The organism is Bremerella sp. TYQ1, assembly GCF_020150455.1.
Taxonomy (GTDB): Bacteria; Planctomycetota; Planctomycetia; order Pirellulales; family Pirellulaceae; genus Bremerella; species Bremerella volcania_A.
On the sequence record NZ_CP083740.1, the window covers coordinates 1,401,999 to 1,418,286 of the forward strand.

The window sequence follows — 16,288 nt, forward strand, 5'->3', positions numbered from 1 at the left end:
CCAGGCGTTTCGATTGGATCTCCTAAAGATAGCCGATGGGAACGTGTGGTCGTCGCCTCCTCTGAAATGGGCTCGAATCTGCAAGAGTTATGCATTCTGTCAATGAACCGTTGCCGATTCGTTCCCATGGAAGCAGAGAATCCCTTGATGGTTCTTGCTCGAGTGGCAGGGTTTGAAAAAGCAGTTTATGGGATTCCGGAATCGGCGTCTCCTCTGTTAGTGCATTTACCAGCAACGGACGAACGTCCCGAGCTGTTCGTTGCATCGAGTAAGATGAGCGCATTTATTACAGCGCGATATGCCCCTGCTGGTGAATGGCAAAAAGTTTGGCAAGCATTGCTTGCAAAGCTGATGCCTGACGAGAAAGTCGTTCAGCTAACATGGACCTCCACGGTTCGCCCTTCGTTCGCAAAGCATGCAGAACTTCCTGCCGATGCGGAGCTTCAGGCATTTCGACGTGGTGCTCAGTGGTATTTAAAATCAGGTTTGCTACTCAACCCGAAAACGGAGGAGGTAACACGCTTGGCCGCAGCCAAGTCAGAAGTTACCAATCACCGTCCGTATGATGATCAAGTCGGAGACGGTAGTCTCGGGATGCTGGAGGGTTTCGATTCTGGAATTTTGCCAAATGGCAGCCAAAAAGTTCGTGTGATCTTACGCAGTGATTGCATCAGCGAATCCGCAATGGCGTTGGGCATTGCTGGTGAAATTTTAAGTGATGACAAGATGGCTTCGATTGCTAAGAATCTGCAGGAATATCTCTACGAACGCTCTGGAGCAGTTCATGGAGACCGAGGCGTTCCTGATCATCCATCTTATGGCATGATTGCATGGGGTGTGACCAACGCAGCATGGATGCGATCTAACTACGGCGATGACATCGCTCGGGTGATTTTGGCGACGTTGTCCACCGAGTCGACTACGGATGACCATCGTTGGAGTCCGTATGTATCGAGGGCTATTATTTCCAATCTCAGGACGTCTGGCCCTTATGGTTTCAAGCCAGGGAATATTACTCAGAGCGACTTGAGCAACCATGGTTGGAAGTATTTTTTCAAGTCCTCGACAGTGCGATTAGCTCCACACTTTCAATCCTATATCTGGGCATGCTACTTAGCAGCCTATCAGCAGACGGGAGACGAGCTTCTTTTACAACGCGCCAAAACAGGCATCCGAGTAATGATGTCAAAATACCCTGACCATTGGCGATGGACCAACGGCCTTCAACAAGAGCGCGCTCGCATGTTGCTTCCGTTAGCTTGGCTGGTTCGTGTGGAAGATACGCCCGAACATCGACAATGGTTGCGTCTTATGGCTGAAGATGTAATTGCTTGTCAGGATCAATCAGGAGCGATTCGCGAAGAGCTTGGCGAACTTGACCACGGTGGTTACCCTCCTCACCGGAATAACGAATCGTTCGGGGCTCATGAGGCACCTTTAATCCATGAGAATGGAGAGCCGGTAGCAGACCTTCTTTACACCACGAATTTTGCTTTCCTGGGACTTCACGAAGCTGCTGCCGCGACAGGCGACCCATTTTATCAAGATGCAGAAGACCGACTGGCCAAGTTTTTGTGTCGCATTCAAACTACCAGTCAGATTCACCCAGAGCTCGATGGGGCTTGGATGCGGGCCTTTGACTTTGATCGCTGGGAATATTGGGGGTCGAACGGCGACGCTGGCTGGGGAGCCTGGTCGATCGAATCAGGCTGGACTCAGGGCTGGATTGTCACCGTTCTGGGCCTTCGAATTCAAAAGACCTCGCTATGGGAATCAATCCAAAACGTTGACCTCTCTGGCGACTATCAGAAACAACGTCCAGTAATGCTTCCAGGTGAAGACATCGCCTCGATGAAGCAAGAACCACTGCCGCACGACGCACGATACGCCAAGCTGGAATGGCAAACGCCCCCTGCAGAAAACTATTCCTTCTTTGGAACTGATTCCCTGACGGATGGCTTGCTCGGAAGTACTTCATACCAGGATGTCCAGTGGACTGGAATCGAAGGCGAGGCATTGATTGCTACGATTGACCTTGGCCGAGATGTTTCTCTGCGTGAGGTCGCCGTCCATGCCCTTCAAAATCAACCTGTGGGAATCTACTTTCCTGTGAATGCGAGTGTATCGGTTTCTCAGCACGGCAATACATTCACCGAATGGCATAAGGCTAAATGGGAAACCCAAGATGACGCTGTCCAAGTGCAAGACTGGTTTACCATTACAGGCGATTCGGTGTCTGCGAGATACCTGCGGATAGCCATCGATGGCCGTGGGATCATCCCCGACGGTAAACAAGCAGCAGGCCATGCGGCTTGGTTATTCGTGGATGAAATCGCTGTCAATCTGAACGCTCTCGGCGGCAAGGAGGTCAAATGACCTTAGAAGAAATTCGAGCCGCCATGTCGCGGTTTCGTGATGACTTGCTCAATGATACTCTGCCTTTTTGGCTTAACCGCAGCATTGATGAACAACATGGAGGATACTTCACATCCTTCGATCGCGACGGCAGAAGACTTGAAACCGACAAATCGGTCTGGTTTCAAGGGCGATTCGCGTGGATGCTCTCAACCATTGCCGATACAGTTGAGCCACGTGAGTACTGGCTCAAGCAGGCCAAGTATGGCATAGACTTTTTGCAGCGTCATTGCATCGGTCAAGATGGAAGGTATTTCTTTCTCGTAACCCACGATGGACAACCACTGCGAAAGCGCCGATATGTTTTCTCCGAATGCTTTGCGGCGATGGCATATGCGGCGTACGGACGTTCGGCTCACAGCGAAGAGCATTGTCAGTTGGCAATCGAACTCTTTAAGAAAATCCGTCGCCATTTAGGTCCCGACTCATTACTTGAGCCCAAGGTTAACTTGGACGTACGACCCATGAAATCGTTGGCCAGCCCGATGATTCTTATTGGCGTCGCTCAAGAAATTCGTAAAGCCACAGGGTTGCCTGAATGCACAGAGGTCATTGACCAGTGTATCGATGAAATTCGAAGCGACTTCGTCAAACAGGATCTCGCCTGTGTCTTGGAGAATGTTGGGGTTAATGGTGAGGTGATCGATACGTTCGATGGCCGACTAATTAACCCTGGTCACTCGACCGAGCTTGCCTGGTTTCTGATGGAAGAGGCTCGTCAGAGAGATTTGCCTGACCTGATCACCTTGGGAAAACAGATCCTTGATTGGTCCCTTGAGTTGGGGTGGGACAAGCAGTATGGAGGCTTGTATTACTTCCGCGATTGTCATGGGTTACCATGTGCCGAATATTGGCATGACATGAAATTCTGGTGGCCGCATGCCGAGGCGATTATCGCGACTCTTCTCGCTTGGAGCTTGACAGGAGAAGAGCGTTACTGGGATTGGCATCAGAAGATCAATAGTTGGTCTTATCAACATTTTGCCGATCCCGAGTTCGGAGAATGGTTCGGATATTTGCATCGTGACGGAACGCTATCGAGCACGATAAAAGGTAACCAGTGGAAAGGACCATTTCATTTACCGCGGATGCAATACTATTGCTGGCAACTGCTTGAGGAAGTAATTCATGCCCAGCCTGTTTGATTCGACACAGCTTAGCTGGCTCGACTGGAGTGTGCTGGGGCTTTATTTCGGTGGCTTACTTTTTCTTGGCTTTCTGCTCCGCAAGCAAAGTGGAGACGATCTGGAAGGCTACTTTTTAGCAGGTCGGAAATTACCTGGCTGGCTGAATGGTTTCTCATACGCCGCGACATGCATGAACGCGGACGTTGCTCCCGCTTACTGCGGCATGACCGTAGTAACGGGGGCTTTCATTTGCTGGTTCTATTTTGCGCGGTTTGGGTTGGCCCTCATGATCGCAGCACTTTTGTTTGCAGGACTCTGGCGCAGACTAAATCTGCGGACGTCGCCCGAGTTTTACGAACTCCGTTTTAGTGGATCGCCCGCATTAACGATGCGAAGCTGGGTGGCTTTGCGAAGTGCATTGATCGCGCTACCAGCCTGGACAGGGGCAGGTCTTCTGGGGTTACACAAAATTTCGTCGCCGCTGCTCGAGTGGTCGATGTTTACGACACTTGCCGTCGTCATTCCGGTAATCCTGTTCTATGTGCTGGCATCCGGGTATGTCGGCGTCGTGACTTCTGATTTCTTTCAGACGCTGATTATCATCGGTAGCTCTATTCTGCTCATGATTATCGTGCTCGTTGACTTTGGCGGACCAACGCAGCTGTATGCTGCGCTGGAGCAGTCCGCAGGCCCCGAAGCAGCAAGTGTGTTTCCACCGATAGGGCATGAAGTTCTTGGCTTGATTGCGATCGCCGCATGGACCATGGGAACTGCGATTGGCTATGGAGGCGATGCAGCTCCGATGGCTGGTGCCATGGAAGGACAACGCATTCTGTCATGTCGCAATGAACGAGAAGCGGCCAAAATGTACGTTTGGACCGCGGTCATACTCTTTTTACTACTGGCCACGCTCACGTTACCAGCGTTGGCGGCCATGGTGCATTGGCCCGAGGTAAGAACGGCCGAGCAAAAGGAACTCGCGTACGGAATGCTGATGGCAAGATATCTACCGCCAGGGCTGCTCGGGCTCGCTTTAAGTGCCGTCTTGGCCTCGATTATGAGTACCGTTAGTTCCAATATGAACTTCGGTGCCCAAGTCCTTGTCAACGACGTTTATCAACGATCGCTCGTAAAGAAAGCCCCACTTCAACATTACCTGCTGATGGGAAAACTGTTTTCCGCCGGCATATTGATGTTGGGGATTCTGGTAGCGATCGCCGCGACCAATGTCATTCAGATCTCGATCTTCATGCTAGGATTGTCATCAGCAGAACTGACCGCGAACTGGGCCCAATGGTGGTGGTGGCGATTTAATGGCTGGGCTCGGCTAACAGCGTCGCTTGGTGGACCAGTGATCTTTTTGCTCAATAAGCTATTTGTGTTTCCCAATCCGTGGTTTGAATTTCCAAATCTACTCGATTTCGGTCCTCACAACGATTACATGGTAATCTTCGTATCGATGGGGATGACGCTCGTCGCATGGGTAACCGTTGCTTGGCTAACTCCACCAGAGCCAATGTCGCACTTGGTTGACTTTTACCGACGAGCTCGTCCATACGGCCTATGGAGACCCGTCGCAGAAGCCGCAGGCGAACCGCTTCCTCCCAAAGGCCGCATTGCCATTGGTTTTGCCGTGGCGCCGTTTGGTACGATCATGGTTGCGACCGGGATTTTGACACTTTCACTGGCTTATTTGGGACGTTGGAGTGGATCGGGAATCTCGGCAACGGTGATGCTAATTTCCGGCACCCTGTTCTACTTCGGATTCCGCAAGCTAATTCCGTCTCAACGTTCACTTGAATCGAAAAGTAATCCGCCGTTAACTTCGACCTCCGAAGGCGTGGAACCCCAGTTCGTTGAAAATGCTTAAACTGGTAGCATAATTTTGGGAAAGCAGAGACGAGGGCTGCTGTTTCTTTTCTCGGTACTCATTTGAACAAACGACATGGCTGTTGAATTCGACCGTCCGAAACGCGTCCGCTTGGTGGATATCGCCGAAAAAGTCGGGGTGTCCCGCCGGGCAGTATCGGCCGTCCTGCTGGGAACAGGCGGCAATCGTGTTACCGTCGGAGAAGAAAAGGCCAAAGAGATCAAACGGATCGCGCAGGAAATGGGATACCAGCCCAACCTCGCAGCTCGCCAACTGGTTGGCAAGAGATCGCACACATTCGGATTGTTGGTGGCATCGGCTGGTGACCCCTTGCGGTCATTCCTTATTCAGCATCTGGATGAGGAAGCTGTTGCACATGGAAACCGTACACTGATCGGGAATACGGTCATTGCCCCCGACCGTTTCGACAAGAACGTACAACTGTTTACCAACAGTGGCGTCGACGGCGTCTTGTGTGCGGTTCATAGCTGGCTGCCAGGCGATCGAACAGCTCTTTTAAAGCAGCATCCTTGTACCGTTTTTTACGAAGATCCAGGGATTCCCGATGCCTTTTTCGTTACGGTGGACCGAGCGGATGCGGCACGTCAAGCTACTGACTATCTCATTGAGCAAGGCAGAGAAAGAATTGGTTTAGCTCTCACCGCAAAGTCAAAGAAGAGTGAAAAGGATCGATTACGAGGCTTTAAAGAAGCTCTGAAACATAGCGGTCGAAAATTTACTTCCGATCTCCTGTTTTATGCCTCACCAAAGCATAAGGAAGCCCATGCCACGCACGATGTGGAAACATTGAAATGGGATTTTCCTGAGGCCGTGATCGACGCATTGATCGATCAAGTTGTGATTGGCGAACGTGCGGACGCCATAATCGCTCACGATGATTACTGGGCTTCAACGCTGATCAAGCGATTGCGTTTTCGTGGCATCCGAGTGCCAGATGACGTTGCGATTGTCGGCTACTTAAATCACTACCTGGCCGATTTCACCGATCCGCCTCTGACGACGATCGACCTAAACCATAGAACAGCTGCGACAGAAATGGTCTCGATGCTTGAGAGAATGATTAATGGAGAGCAACTTGCGGAAGATAATCGCCAAGTTCTGATTAAGCCGCGCCTGATTGTCCGTGAATCTGCTTAGTATTGCGTTCTAGTCCTACGTCCTCACCCCGCGATATTCTCGAGGACATTATCAACCGATTAGTACAAGCTCCGAATTTCTACACTCGCCAACTAACTTCTTCTCTTTAGTTGGGTGTGATCGGAATCATGAGGACATCGGGATTTAAGAACGCAAGAAGAAATAACAGGACGATGGGTATCAGCGCGAGCATGACCATCGAAATGGTACCGATCGTGATACAGCTTGCCTCCATGTCTTTGCTTAACGGCCAGTCTTGTTTTCTATGATCTTGGCCTAATCTATTTGTTCCCGTCCGATTGCTCGGCGCTCGCGCCCCAGCAATCTGCTTCTGGGCAATTGGATTGTATATCTCGCTCACAGGACGAATGGGCGACATGGCTGTGCTCTCCAGTTCTAGGAATGGGAACATCCGTGTTGTCATCTCAGCTTGGAGATGCAATCAGCATGCCGATGATAGAATCATGCGGTTGAAGCACATTTTGTCCGCCGAATCCGTCATGCCCTGATGACAGTGTCAACGCACGGCGACGCTCCAAGGAGACTCGTTCAAATTTGGACATCAGCAGTGGTTGAATTGGGCAATCCATCAGAGGTCGTCTTAAGTTGTCGAAGAAGTCTGCATTGAGCGGCAGAGTTCCGTATTTCGCCGAGTGTGAATGAGGCTGCAATGATCTTCCAAACTGTTTTACTACCAATGGCACTACGATTGCATGAACCTCATTGAGAGTGTCAGCCGGTTTCCTCGCATTCCACCTGCCGGAGACTACTCGATGGGTTATCCAAAAATTATCCACCGTCGTCCCCAACCTCTACGACATCATAAGGCCACGAAACCCCTCGGCTTAAAGGAGTCCCTATGGGTGCATGGGGGATTGTTACTAGTGCTGTGGCTGGCAATCAGCTTTCGTATTTTCGGGTAGGCAATGGCCACCTGTCCGTCAGCCGTTGTAAATCATTTTGAACCATTGGCTGCGAACAGGAGTCAAACGGTATAACAAGGATATGGAAATACCTCATTTGTCAAAGCACGAGGGTGACTTCAATAGAAGTCCCATTTTCCGAGCAATCGCAGACTGCACCTACGACTGGGAAAGCTGGCATGCGCCCAATGGAAAGTTGCAATGGGTGAATGCCGCAGTCCAGCGGATGACAGGCCACTCGCCTGAAGACTGCCTGAAAATGGAGGACTATCCATTGTCACTCGTCGATTCAAGCTATCGTCCACGGATGGCACGCGTTATGCGCGAAGCGATTGAGGGTGGAAGTGGAAACGACGTCGAGTTCCTGGCAATACAACAGGAGGGAACGCAGCGCTGGATGGCGATTTCGTGGCAACCGATGTTTGACGATAAAGGAGTGCACCTCGGTTTTCGCACGAGTATTCGAGACGTTACCGAGCGGCACCAACTTCGCGAAGAACTACGCCTGCACAATCGCCATCTTGAACAGCTTGTTCAGGAAAGGACCGCACAGGTCGCAGAACTGGAAAAACAGCGACTGCAGATGGAGAAGCTGGCTGCACTGGGACAGTTGGCTGCAGGGGTTGCTCATGAAGTAAATAATCCCTTGGCAGGTATACGAAACGCATTCGCCCTCTTTCGCTCTGGAGTCCCCGAAGACCACGAGCATGTCGGCTTGCTCGATTTAATTGACAACGAAATCGATCGTATCAGTGGCATTACGCACCAGATGTACCAACTCTACCGACCAAGCCAACAAGCGATCCGAGCATTCGATATTTCTCGAGTGATCGATGAAGTACTTGCGTTACTAGAGCCTGTTTCACGTAAGGCCAACGTTTGGATTGACCAACGTATGAATTCTGGGATCGCCGCAGGAAGTTTGGAGCCAACACAGGTATCTTTACGTGAGGGAGAGCTAAAGCAGATACTTTTCAACTTGGTTCGCAATGCGATTCAGGCCTCTGACTTCGGAGATACGGTAACGATTCTCTATGCCACGACGCTCGAGACTGTGGTTATCACCGTCCTGGATCAAGGCGATGGAATCGCCCCTGATGTCATGCCACACATCTTTGATCCCTTTTTTAGTACCAAGACCAGTACAAGTCGTGAAGGAATGGGGCTAGGCCTTTCCGTTTCACGAAGTCTCGTAGAAGCGATGGGAGGCAAAATCCACGTCAAGAGCGAACATCGCATGGGAAGCGAGTTTGAAGTTGTCTTGCCGCGGGCAATGGATAAACGAATCCCGCGAGATGATCCGTTCTCTAGTTTCGTGAAGCCTTAAAGGTTTAGAGATGCAAACCGAAAAAGCTACGAAGAAAATCCTCGTTGCCGATGACGAGCCTCTCTTCTTGATCACCACCGGAGAACTGTTGAAGAAGGCCGGTTACGAATGTCGTTGCGTATCGGACGCAAGCACTGCATTGAAATACCTTGCCGAAGAACCTTTTGACTTAATTCTCTCTGACTTAAACATGCCTGGCAACTTCAAGCTTGAACTCTTGAAAGAAGGTCGAGAGCAATGGCCCGATATACCGTTGATCGTCGTCACCGGCGTTCCGTCTCTTCCAACAGCGATTGAAAGTGTGCGTTTGGGCATCGCAGACTATCTTCTGAAGCCGGTGAAGTACGATGACTTGATATCAAGCATCCAACGAATCTTGCAGCAATGCCCTGAAACATCACAAACACAAACTGTGAGTAGGAATCAGCAGCAGCTCCTTGAGTCATTCCCGGCAGTTATTGCTCAGAGTGAGCCGATGCTCGACATTCTAGAGATCGTTGATCGTGTTGCCCCGACGAACACGAACGTACTTATTTCGGGCGAGAGTGGTACCGGTAAAGAAGTAATAGCACGAGCCATTCACGAACGAAGTTCACGGCGGGAGCACCCATTCCAGATCATTGACTGTACCGCGATTCCAGAAAACCTATTTGAATCGATCGTATTTGGCCACCGGAAAGGATCGTTCACCGGTGCCATTGCCGATCAGGAGGGCTTACTGGCACGCAGTCAGCAAGGGACGGTATTCTTTGATGAGCTCGGCGAACTGCCGCTTCCGTCACAGGCTAAATTACTGCGTGCCGTTCAGGAACGGGCCTTTACTCCGGTGGGCTCGACCACGCCATATGGGTTCGATGCCCGGTTCATTTGCGCCACGAATCGCGACTTAGAATCAGAAGTACTTGCCGGAAGATTTCGGCGAGATCTCTACTATCGGTTAGGAGTAATCCACGTCGAGCTACCTCCGCTTAGAGACCGAGGAAGTGACGTAGTCCTGCTTGCCCACCATTTTCTTGAGACACTACGAAATAGTGAAGATGATCCAAAGCAGATCGCAACAGACGTCCTCGACTGTTTTCAACAATATCACTGGCCAGGCAATATTCGAGAATTGCGTAACGTGATCGAGCGAACGATTGCCTTGTCGCAAAGCAGTCAAATCGATATGAGTGATCTGCCTAACATCCTTAGGGAACATAGATCCGGATCGGTTGTCGAGAACGAGATGGGTGAAGTCTCGCGAGAGACCGCTTTGGACAACGCAGATTATAAATACCTGACACTGCTTCTGACGAAACACAACGGCAATGTTTCTCACGCGGCCGAACAAGCTGGAGTCTCTCGTCAGGGCATTCATAAATTACTGAAGAAGCACGGTATCTCGGCAGCCGATTTTCGAGAATGAGCACTGTCACCTTACCTTGCTGGTGACAACGGCTGTTGGCACTAAACTGGATGGTTTATCTCATTCAACATCGTGTTATCGATGAGAGCCACGGAGATTTCCGGCCTTTAAAGTTTCCTCAAAATGAATTCCGATTGGTCTGACGATTGCAATTGCTTTCAAAAGGGGCAGAGGCACGACTCACGCATCTTTTCTTCCCACCCGGTTTTGATGCGTAGTCGTGTCTTTCCCTTTTTTTAACCACGAAGCATTGTTCTATTGAGGAACACAATTGTGACAGAGAAGAAGTCGCCGAAGCAGCTTATCCTGACAGATAAGGACTATCGTCGTCTCTTGGCTTTACTTAATGACAGTTTCGCGTTAGCGCTGGCTCACAAGCCATACCTGAAAGATCTACGCGGGGAATTGGACATCGCCGAAATTGTCGACTCTGACAAAATTCCCCCAGATGTCGTTGCGATGTACACGACCGTCCAGCTTCGTGACGTCAGCTCTCGCGAGTTAGATTTGTTCACATTGGTATTTCCCAATGAAGCGAACATTATCGAAGGCAAGCTGTCGGTACTTGCCCCCATCGGCACAGCTATTCTGGGGCAGCGAATCGGAGACGTGGTGACCTGGCCGGTGCCTAGCGGAAATGTGAAAGTAGAAATCGAAGACGTATTTGCCCCAGGCAAACGCCCTGAGGCAATTTTATAGAGGCCTCAGGGCTCATCTTATTCCCAGCCCTCGGAGTATTACTCCTTCGAGGAATGGGATTGGAGTCTCACTTTCAATTAACACGACCGAGGTATTGGAACTTGTCTTACGCAACCGTAAGTTGGAGTTTTATCCTCACTCGGGAAAAAGCCAAGGGCTATAGTCTTTGAATGGAATGCGACCTCGACTCAACAATTCCTGAATGGCTGATCGAACATCCGGAAACCAGTGCCGTTTTCATGCGTCTAGGTATAGACAGCAACTGTGCGGGAAAATCATTACGCTACCTTTGCAACCAGCATGGCTTCAGTCCACCCGACGTCTTACGGCAGTTGTATGAAGTGTTGGAAGATTCACCATCGGAAGACTCTGCCTGAATAGATTTCAAACCATTAGTTATCAAAACACGTCAAAGTACTGCGAGTACCAACAGCCCACACTCGGAATACTTATCTCAGTGCTGTCTTTCGTGCGACTCCTTGGTTTTATGCTCGAAGGCAGATCAAATTCGAGGCGAGGGGAATTCAGTAAGTACAATTTGACGCGAAAGATCGCGCATAAAAAAAGCCGACATGCCTTTAAGACATGACGGCTTTTTTTCAGCGTGGGTGGAAGGGCTCGAACCTTCAACCTTCGGTTTCGTAGACCGATGCTCTATCCAATTGAGCTACACCCACTTATTCGCGGGAACGAATGCTCTTAAGCAGTAGTTCCTTTGACGCGAGATCCTGGATTATAGTGATGCGTTAGCTTCCCGTAAAGACGCGGGCAGGCATCTTAGGTTCGCGAGTGAAAAAATATGCATTTATAGGCCATATTTTCGGCAAAGCGTCTCAATTTTGCCCAGACGCGACTTCGCATCTAGCCTACACAGACCGTGTCTGGGGCATCTTTACACTGCGGGAGCCATCTGACTCCATATCGAGTAATTTCTTTTTTCTCCGGATCCCGTCCGGACTGGTAAATCCGCCTATTTGATTACCAGCCGCAATAACGCGGTGGCAGGGAATGATAATCGGGACCCTATTCGACGCCATGGCAGTTCCGACGGCTCTAGCTGCCCTAGGGCTGCCTGCCAATTCGGCCAATTGCCCGTAAGTGACCACTTCACCATAGGGAATCTTTTGGCAAGCGGTCCATATTTTTTGCTGAAATGGCGTTCCGCCAGTGATGTCGAGGGGAACCTGCGAAAAGTCGATAAACATGCCTTCCGCGTAATCTTGCATGTCTTGAATCAACTCGCGTTGTGCGCGAGTCAGATTGGGGCGTAGGGTGTGGATTTCGGCATTCTCACGATTTCGCAGCCAACGAAAATGGGCAACACGGTCCTGACGCCAGGTGATTTCGCCGCGTCCTAATGCGGTTTTAAACTGAACCGTAGTCTCTTGATGGCTGTCTTCGGAAATGAGAGATCGCTTTTTCGCAGGCATGGGGAGCGACTTTCGCCTAACTTGGCACCTTTGACACTTTTGTGAAGGTCATTCTATACTTGCTGCTAGGCTGTGCCACTCCTGCCGGCCGCGTGTTTCGCCACGCCAATCAGCTTTAGGAGGTTTGAATGGTGGATATCCGCTCGCTGACAGACGACTTCTACATCAACATGAATCTCAACACGGAGATGGACTTACCAAGCGGGCGAGACACGGTTCTTCACTTTTTTGAACAGGTTCGTAAACGCTATCCCAAGATGCGAAATTTCTACGCTCGGGATCGCAACGAATTTGTTCTGGAGGAAGACAAAGATGGCGGCAGCTATCGCTGGACGTCGGTCGAGCCGAAACGGATTCTTTCCGGCCATGTAAATCCGGCCACTTTTGACGAGGCGGTCGAGCAACACAACTTCGTGCTCGATCAAATTCCATATGCCTTATCGATCAGCCCGCTGGATTGCGAGTCGCTGAACGCGATGTATGGCTTTGACTTTACCTACGGTGGGAATCACAACCAGTTGGTAGCCGAAGCACTAGGCCTGCCTCCCGCATTGGATCGAATGGTCCAAGGCAATGAGAACCGCATCATTGGCTTCGAACCAGCAATTCAGTGCAGTCTCGATGACGACTGTCGCACTCAGTTTCGTCTGAGTATCGAAACACGTACGTCAGCATACCATGTGCGTACCGGAGAGTTCCCCGAAGAACAGCTAAGTGTTTACCTAACCGTTCGTCGGTTTGGCAGTTTGGACGAAAACGAAACTTACGTTTCGGCATTTCAGCGTTTGCATGATCAAGCGGTCGGTTTACTGGAACAGCATGTTATTGGAAACATCCTGGAACCGCTTAAACAGGCAATCACCATTCGCTAGTCTTTTATCGTCTTACGACAAACCGAGCGGATAATTTCTGCTAAGCCAATAGGCGAGAACGGCTTTTCCAAAAACCCTGCGAATCCGGCATCTATACACATTTCGCGGGTATATGTCATCGTTCCGGCGGTAACGGCAATTAAAGGAGTTTCGACTCCGGCAGATCGTATTGATGCGGCTAATTCGATGCCATCCGTATCTGGTAGCATCAAATCAAGCAGCATCACGTCGAAATCTCGAAGATCGTCACGTGCCAACGTGGAAGCTCCATCTGATTCCATCTCGATAATCGCGCCATGCCTGATCAAGGCGCGCTTCAAAATCTCTTGATGGAATACTTGGTCCTCTGTTGCCAGTACGCGAACCGATTCGAGGCTCGGCAAGCAGAGCAGGGGAGGCAAAGCGGCTGCTTGAAGCGGGCGATCCATATCCCAATTACTGACTTAGCTAAACCAGAGGAGAAACCTTACGTCGATTTGATAAAATCAATCGACGATACTCTGAGCAAGATAGGCTATTCCCAAACACATTGGACGAAACGAATGAGAGGGAAAACCGCAATTGCCAACCTAAAAAGTTCCGGTTGATTCGGTCAGATGAATTGGCAATATCATCCTGAGAAGAACTGTTAAGTTTTGCTGCCAATCGTTGCGTTATTCTGATTCAACTTCTTCTGTGTAGGGTGGATTCTCGCCCTGGATTTCATGAAGGGCGTTTTGAGCCGCTCGTTGTTCCGCTTCTTTCTTGTTGGCTCCCCACGCAGATGTGTATGTATTGCCTTGCAGGTGAACGGCTACATTGAAGAACTTGCTATGGTCAGGGCCTTTTTCTGCCACAAGTTCATAATTAGGCGTGGTGCCAAACTCGCGCTGGGCATACTGCTGGAGCATCGACTTGTAATTGCTGCCAACTTCACCAGCTGAGGCCTGTTCAATTTCTTCTTCCAGAACAATTGCCAGGAAGGCGTTTACGGCGCTGTCCCCACCATCCAGATAGATGGCAGCAATGATCGCTTCAAAAACGTCTGCCATCAGCGATTTAGGAATAGACTGTGTCGAGGCCATTCCTTTGCCAAGTATTAGAAATGGCTCGAGACCCATTGCATCGCTGAGTCGCGCACACGTACTGCGACTGACAACAATCGATTTGATGCGTGTGAGATCGCCTTCCAGATAGTTCGGAAAGCGTCGGAAGAGTGTCTCGCAGACAAACTTGCCAAGAATGGCATCTCCCAAAAACTCTAACCGTTCATTACTTCCAAGGCGATGGCTCGCCCCAGAGGCATGGGTTAGTGCAGACTCCAAGAGTTCGCGATTTTTGAAGTTGTAACCGAGCTTCTGTTCACACTCGGAGAGTTGATCTGCGCCGGTTGCCGGCGAGTCTTGACCTCGTAGCATATCGAACGGATCCGTTTTGTACGTTCGATATTTTCTTCGTTTCGTTGGCTTCAAAAAGAACACCAGCAAAACGAAGGAAATACCCAACTATTGGTAATGTTTGATACGTAAAAACTACTTTCAGGGGGCAGGAAAGTCAATCGCCTTGTTCAATTCCTCACGAAGTAGGAGCAGGAATTCGCTTCAATCTGTGATTTTAGCCTGCCAGGTCATTTTCGCCGTCCCTCCCATGGTTGGCTTAGAACGCTAAGATATTACCTAATCGACGCGAAAAAGTGGCAAATTAGGAATAAAGCTCCGAAGGACGCCCATGATTAACACCTTGTACCTGCCGGAACTTCGCGAAATGCTGTCAGAGCACGACTCGGATGGTCTGCGAGAGTTTTGCACCGCGCTGCATCCGGCTCGAACCGCAGAATTCATGGAAGGGCTCACCCCGGAAGAGGCCTGGGGAGTTCTGGACCATGCTGACTTAAGTCTTCAAGGCGAGATTCTCTCATACTTCGACTACCATCGCCAAGCGGAAATGCTCGAAGCACGTCCGCCTCAGTCGGTTGCGCCAGTCGTGGCGACCATGTCTGCCGACGATCAGGTCGACCTTCTGGGGGAAGTAGAAGAAGAAACCGCCGAACAGATTCTGGCCTGCTTCTCGGCCGACGATCGTCGTGATGTTCTGAGGCTCTCGAATTACGCCGAGGGAACCGCGGGCGCCATCATGACAACGGAGATGGCACGTCTTAGCGAGACGCTGACCGCCAAGGAAGCTCTCGCAGAATTAACCAACCAAGCGGAACACCTCGAAACGATTTATTACCTATATGTCGTCGATGACTTCGGAAGCCTCCATGGCGTCGTTTCTACTCGTGATATTGTCTCTGCGCTGAGCAAGCCTCAGAAGAAGCTGAGCGAGATCATGGAAACAGAGGTCATCCACGCTAATGTCCTGGACGATCAAGAGGAAGTTCTTCGCAAGATGGCGGACTACGATTTGCTCGCCATTCCTGTCGTGGATGAAGAACTTCGTCTTGTCGGCATTATTACCCACGACGATATTCTCGACGTTGTTGTCGAAGAAGCCGCCGAAGATGCTTATCGTGCTGCAGCTGTCGAACCGCTGGAGGAAACCTATCTGCGAACGTCCGTCTTAACACTCAGCCGAAAGCGCGGGGTATGGTTGGCTGTGCTGTTCGTGGGGGCCTTCATGACCACGTTTGCCTTAGAGCAATTCGAGGCTGACCTGGCCAGAATACCTTGGCTGGTCATCTTTATTCCCTTGGTTATTTCAACCGGTGGAAACTCTGGTAATCAATCTGCCACGCTCGTGATCACCGCCCTTAACAAGGGGGAAGCAAGCATTGGAGATTGGTGGACGATCATGCGTCGAGAACTTGCGATGGGCCTCATTCTGGGCCTGATCATGGCCTTTATGGGTTTGCTGCTTGCGCTTTTCAAATCGCCGTCAGCCTATTCAGCGTTAGTTGTACCGGCAACACTTGTGTTGGTGGTCATGGCCGGGACGCTGATTGGATCGATGCTGCCGTTAATGTTTAAGAAGATTGGGCTCGATCCCGCTTTGATGAGTAACCCATTTGTGGCTGGACTTATCGACCTGCTGGGGATTGTGATTTATCTAAAGGTCGCATTGCTGTTACTGGAATAGCCTAA

General features: G+C 50.4%; 13 protein-coding genes and 1 tRNA gene. 9 read left to right on the plus strand and 5 right to left on the minus strand.

Annotated elements, in window-relative coordinates:
• The first annotated feature begins 522 nt into the window (after positions 1–522).
• From LA756_RS05005 to LA756_RS05020, 4 genes are all read left to right on the plus strand, one after another.
• The gene (locus LA756_RS05005; protein ID WP_224438779.1) at positions 523–2,376 is read left to right on the plus strand and encodes a hypothetical protein; all 1,854 of its coding nucleotides are present in this window, start codon (positions 523–525) and stop codon (positions 2,374–2,376) included.
• Positions 2,373–3,560 carry an AGE family epimerase/isomerase gene (locus tag LA756_RS05010; protein ID WP_224438780.1) on the plus strand — a complete coding sequence of 396 codons (1,188 nt, stop codon included), beginning with the start codon at positions 2,373–2,375 and terminating at the stop codon, positions 3,558–3,560. Before LA756_RS05005 ends, LA756_RS05010 begins: the two co-directional genes overlap by 4 nt.
• Positions 3,544–5,412 carry a hypothetical protein gene (locus LA756_RS05015; protein WP_224438781.1) on the plus strand — a complete coding sequence of 623 codons (1,869 nt, stop codon included), beginning with the start codon at positions 3,544–3,546 and terminating at the stop codon, positions 5,410–5,412. The genes LA756_RS05010 and LA756_RS05015 overlap by 17 nt, the downstream gene beginning before the upstream one ends.
• A 75-nt stretch (positions 5,413–5,487) precedes the next feature.
• The gene (locus LA756_RS05020) at positions 5,488–6,570 is read left to right on the plus strand and encodes a LacI family DNA-binding transcriptional regulator (RefSeq protein ID WP_224438782.1); all 1,083 of its coding nucleotides are present in this window, start codon (positions 5,488–5,490) and stop codon (positions 6,568–6,570) included.
• A gap of 106 nt (positions 6,571–6,676) precedes the next feature.
• Here LA756_RS05020 and LA756_RS05025 read toward each other — a convergent pair whose 3' ends face one another.
• The gene (locus LA756_RS05025; RefSeq protein ID WP_224438783.1) at positions 6,677–6,949 is read right to left on the minus strand and encodes a hypothetical protein; all 273 of its coding nucleotides are present in this window, start codon (positions 6,947–6,949) and stop codon (positions 6,677–6,679) included.
• Between the two features lie 641 nt (positions 6,950–7,590).
• Here LA756_RS05025 and LA756_RS05030 point away from each other — a divergent pair.
• The 3 genes from LA756_RS05030 to LA756_RS05040 all read left to right on the plus strand — a co-directional run bounded on the left by LA756_RS05030 (position 7,591) and on the right by LA756_RS05040 (position 10,924).
• Complete coding sequence (locus tag LA756_RS05030; RefSeq protein ID WP_224438784.1) at positions 7,591–8,820, plus strand: sensor histidine kinase; 1,230 nt, start codon at positions 7,591–7,593, stop codon at positions 8,818–8,820.
• Positions 8,821–8,830: 10 nt separating this feature from the next.
• A complete protein-coding gene (locus LA756_RS05035) occupies positions 8,831–10,225 on the plus strand; it encodes a sigma-54 dependent transcriptional regulator (protein ID WP_224438785.1) in 1,395 nt (464 codons plus the stop codon).
• A gap of 273 nt (positions 10,226–10,498) precedes the next feature.
• Complete coding sequence (locus LA756_RS05040) at positions 10,499–10,924, plus strand: GreA/GreB family elongation factor (RefSeq protein ID WP_224438786.1); 426 nt, start codon at positions 10,499–10,501, stop codon at positions 10,922–10,924.
• A gap of 603 nt (positions 10,925–11,527) precedes the next feature.
• On the opposite strand, the gene LA756_RS05045 is transcribed toward LA756_RS05040, so the two are convergent.
• Together LA756_RS05045 and LA756_RS05050 are read right to left on the minus strand one after the other, a co-directional pair.
• A tRNA-Arg gene (locus tag LA756_RS05045) sits at positions 11,528–11,601 on the minus strand.
• A gap of 189 nt (positions 11,602–11,790) precedes the next feature.
• Positions 11,791–12,354, minus strand: coding sequence for a methylated-DNA--[protein]-cysteine S-methyltransferase (locus tag LA756_RS05050; RefSeq protein WP_224438787.1), 564 nt, complete (start codon positions 12,352–12,354; stop codon positions 11,791–11,793).
• Positions 12,355–12,482: 128 nt separating this feature from the next.
• On the opposite strand from LA756_RS05050, the gene LA756_RS05055 reads away from it, so the two are divergent.
• On the plus strand, positions 12,483–13,226 hold the full coding sequence (locus LA756_RS05055; RefSeq protein WP_224438788.1) for a hypothetical protein: 744 nt from the start codon (positions 12,483–12,485) through the stop codon (positions 13,224–13,226).
• On the opposite strand, the gene LA756_RS05060 is transcribed toward LA756_RS05055, so the two are convergent.
• Positions 13,223–13,654, minus strand: a complete 432-nt coding sequence (locus tag LA756_RS05060) for a response regulator (protein ID WP_224438789.1) — start codon at positions 13,652–13,654, stop codon at positions 13,223–13,225. The genes LA756_RS05055 and LA756_RS05060 overlap by 4 nt on opposite strands.
• A 225-nt stretch (positions 13,655–13,879) precedes the next feature.
• Positions 13,880–14,623, minus strand: coding sequence for a ribonuclease III (gene rnc, locus LA756_RS05065; RefSeq protein ID WP_224438790.1), 744 nt, complete (start codon positions 14,621–14,623; stop codon positions 13,880–13,882).
• Positions 14,624–14,933: 310 nt separating this feature from the next.
• Here rnc and mgtE point away from each other — a divergent pair, with 310 nt between their 5' ends.
• The gene (gene mgtE / locus LA756_RS05070) at positions 14,934–16,283 is read left to right on the plus strand and encodes a magnesium transporter (RefSeq protein WP_224438791.1); all 1,350 of its coding nucleotides are present in this window, start codon (positions 14,934–14,936) and stop codon (positions 16,281–16,283) included.
• Positions 16,284–16,288: the final 5 nt, after the last annotated feature.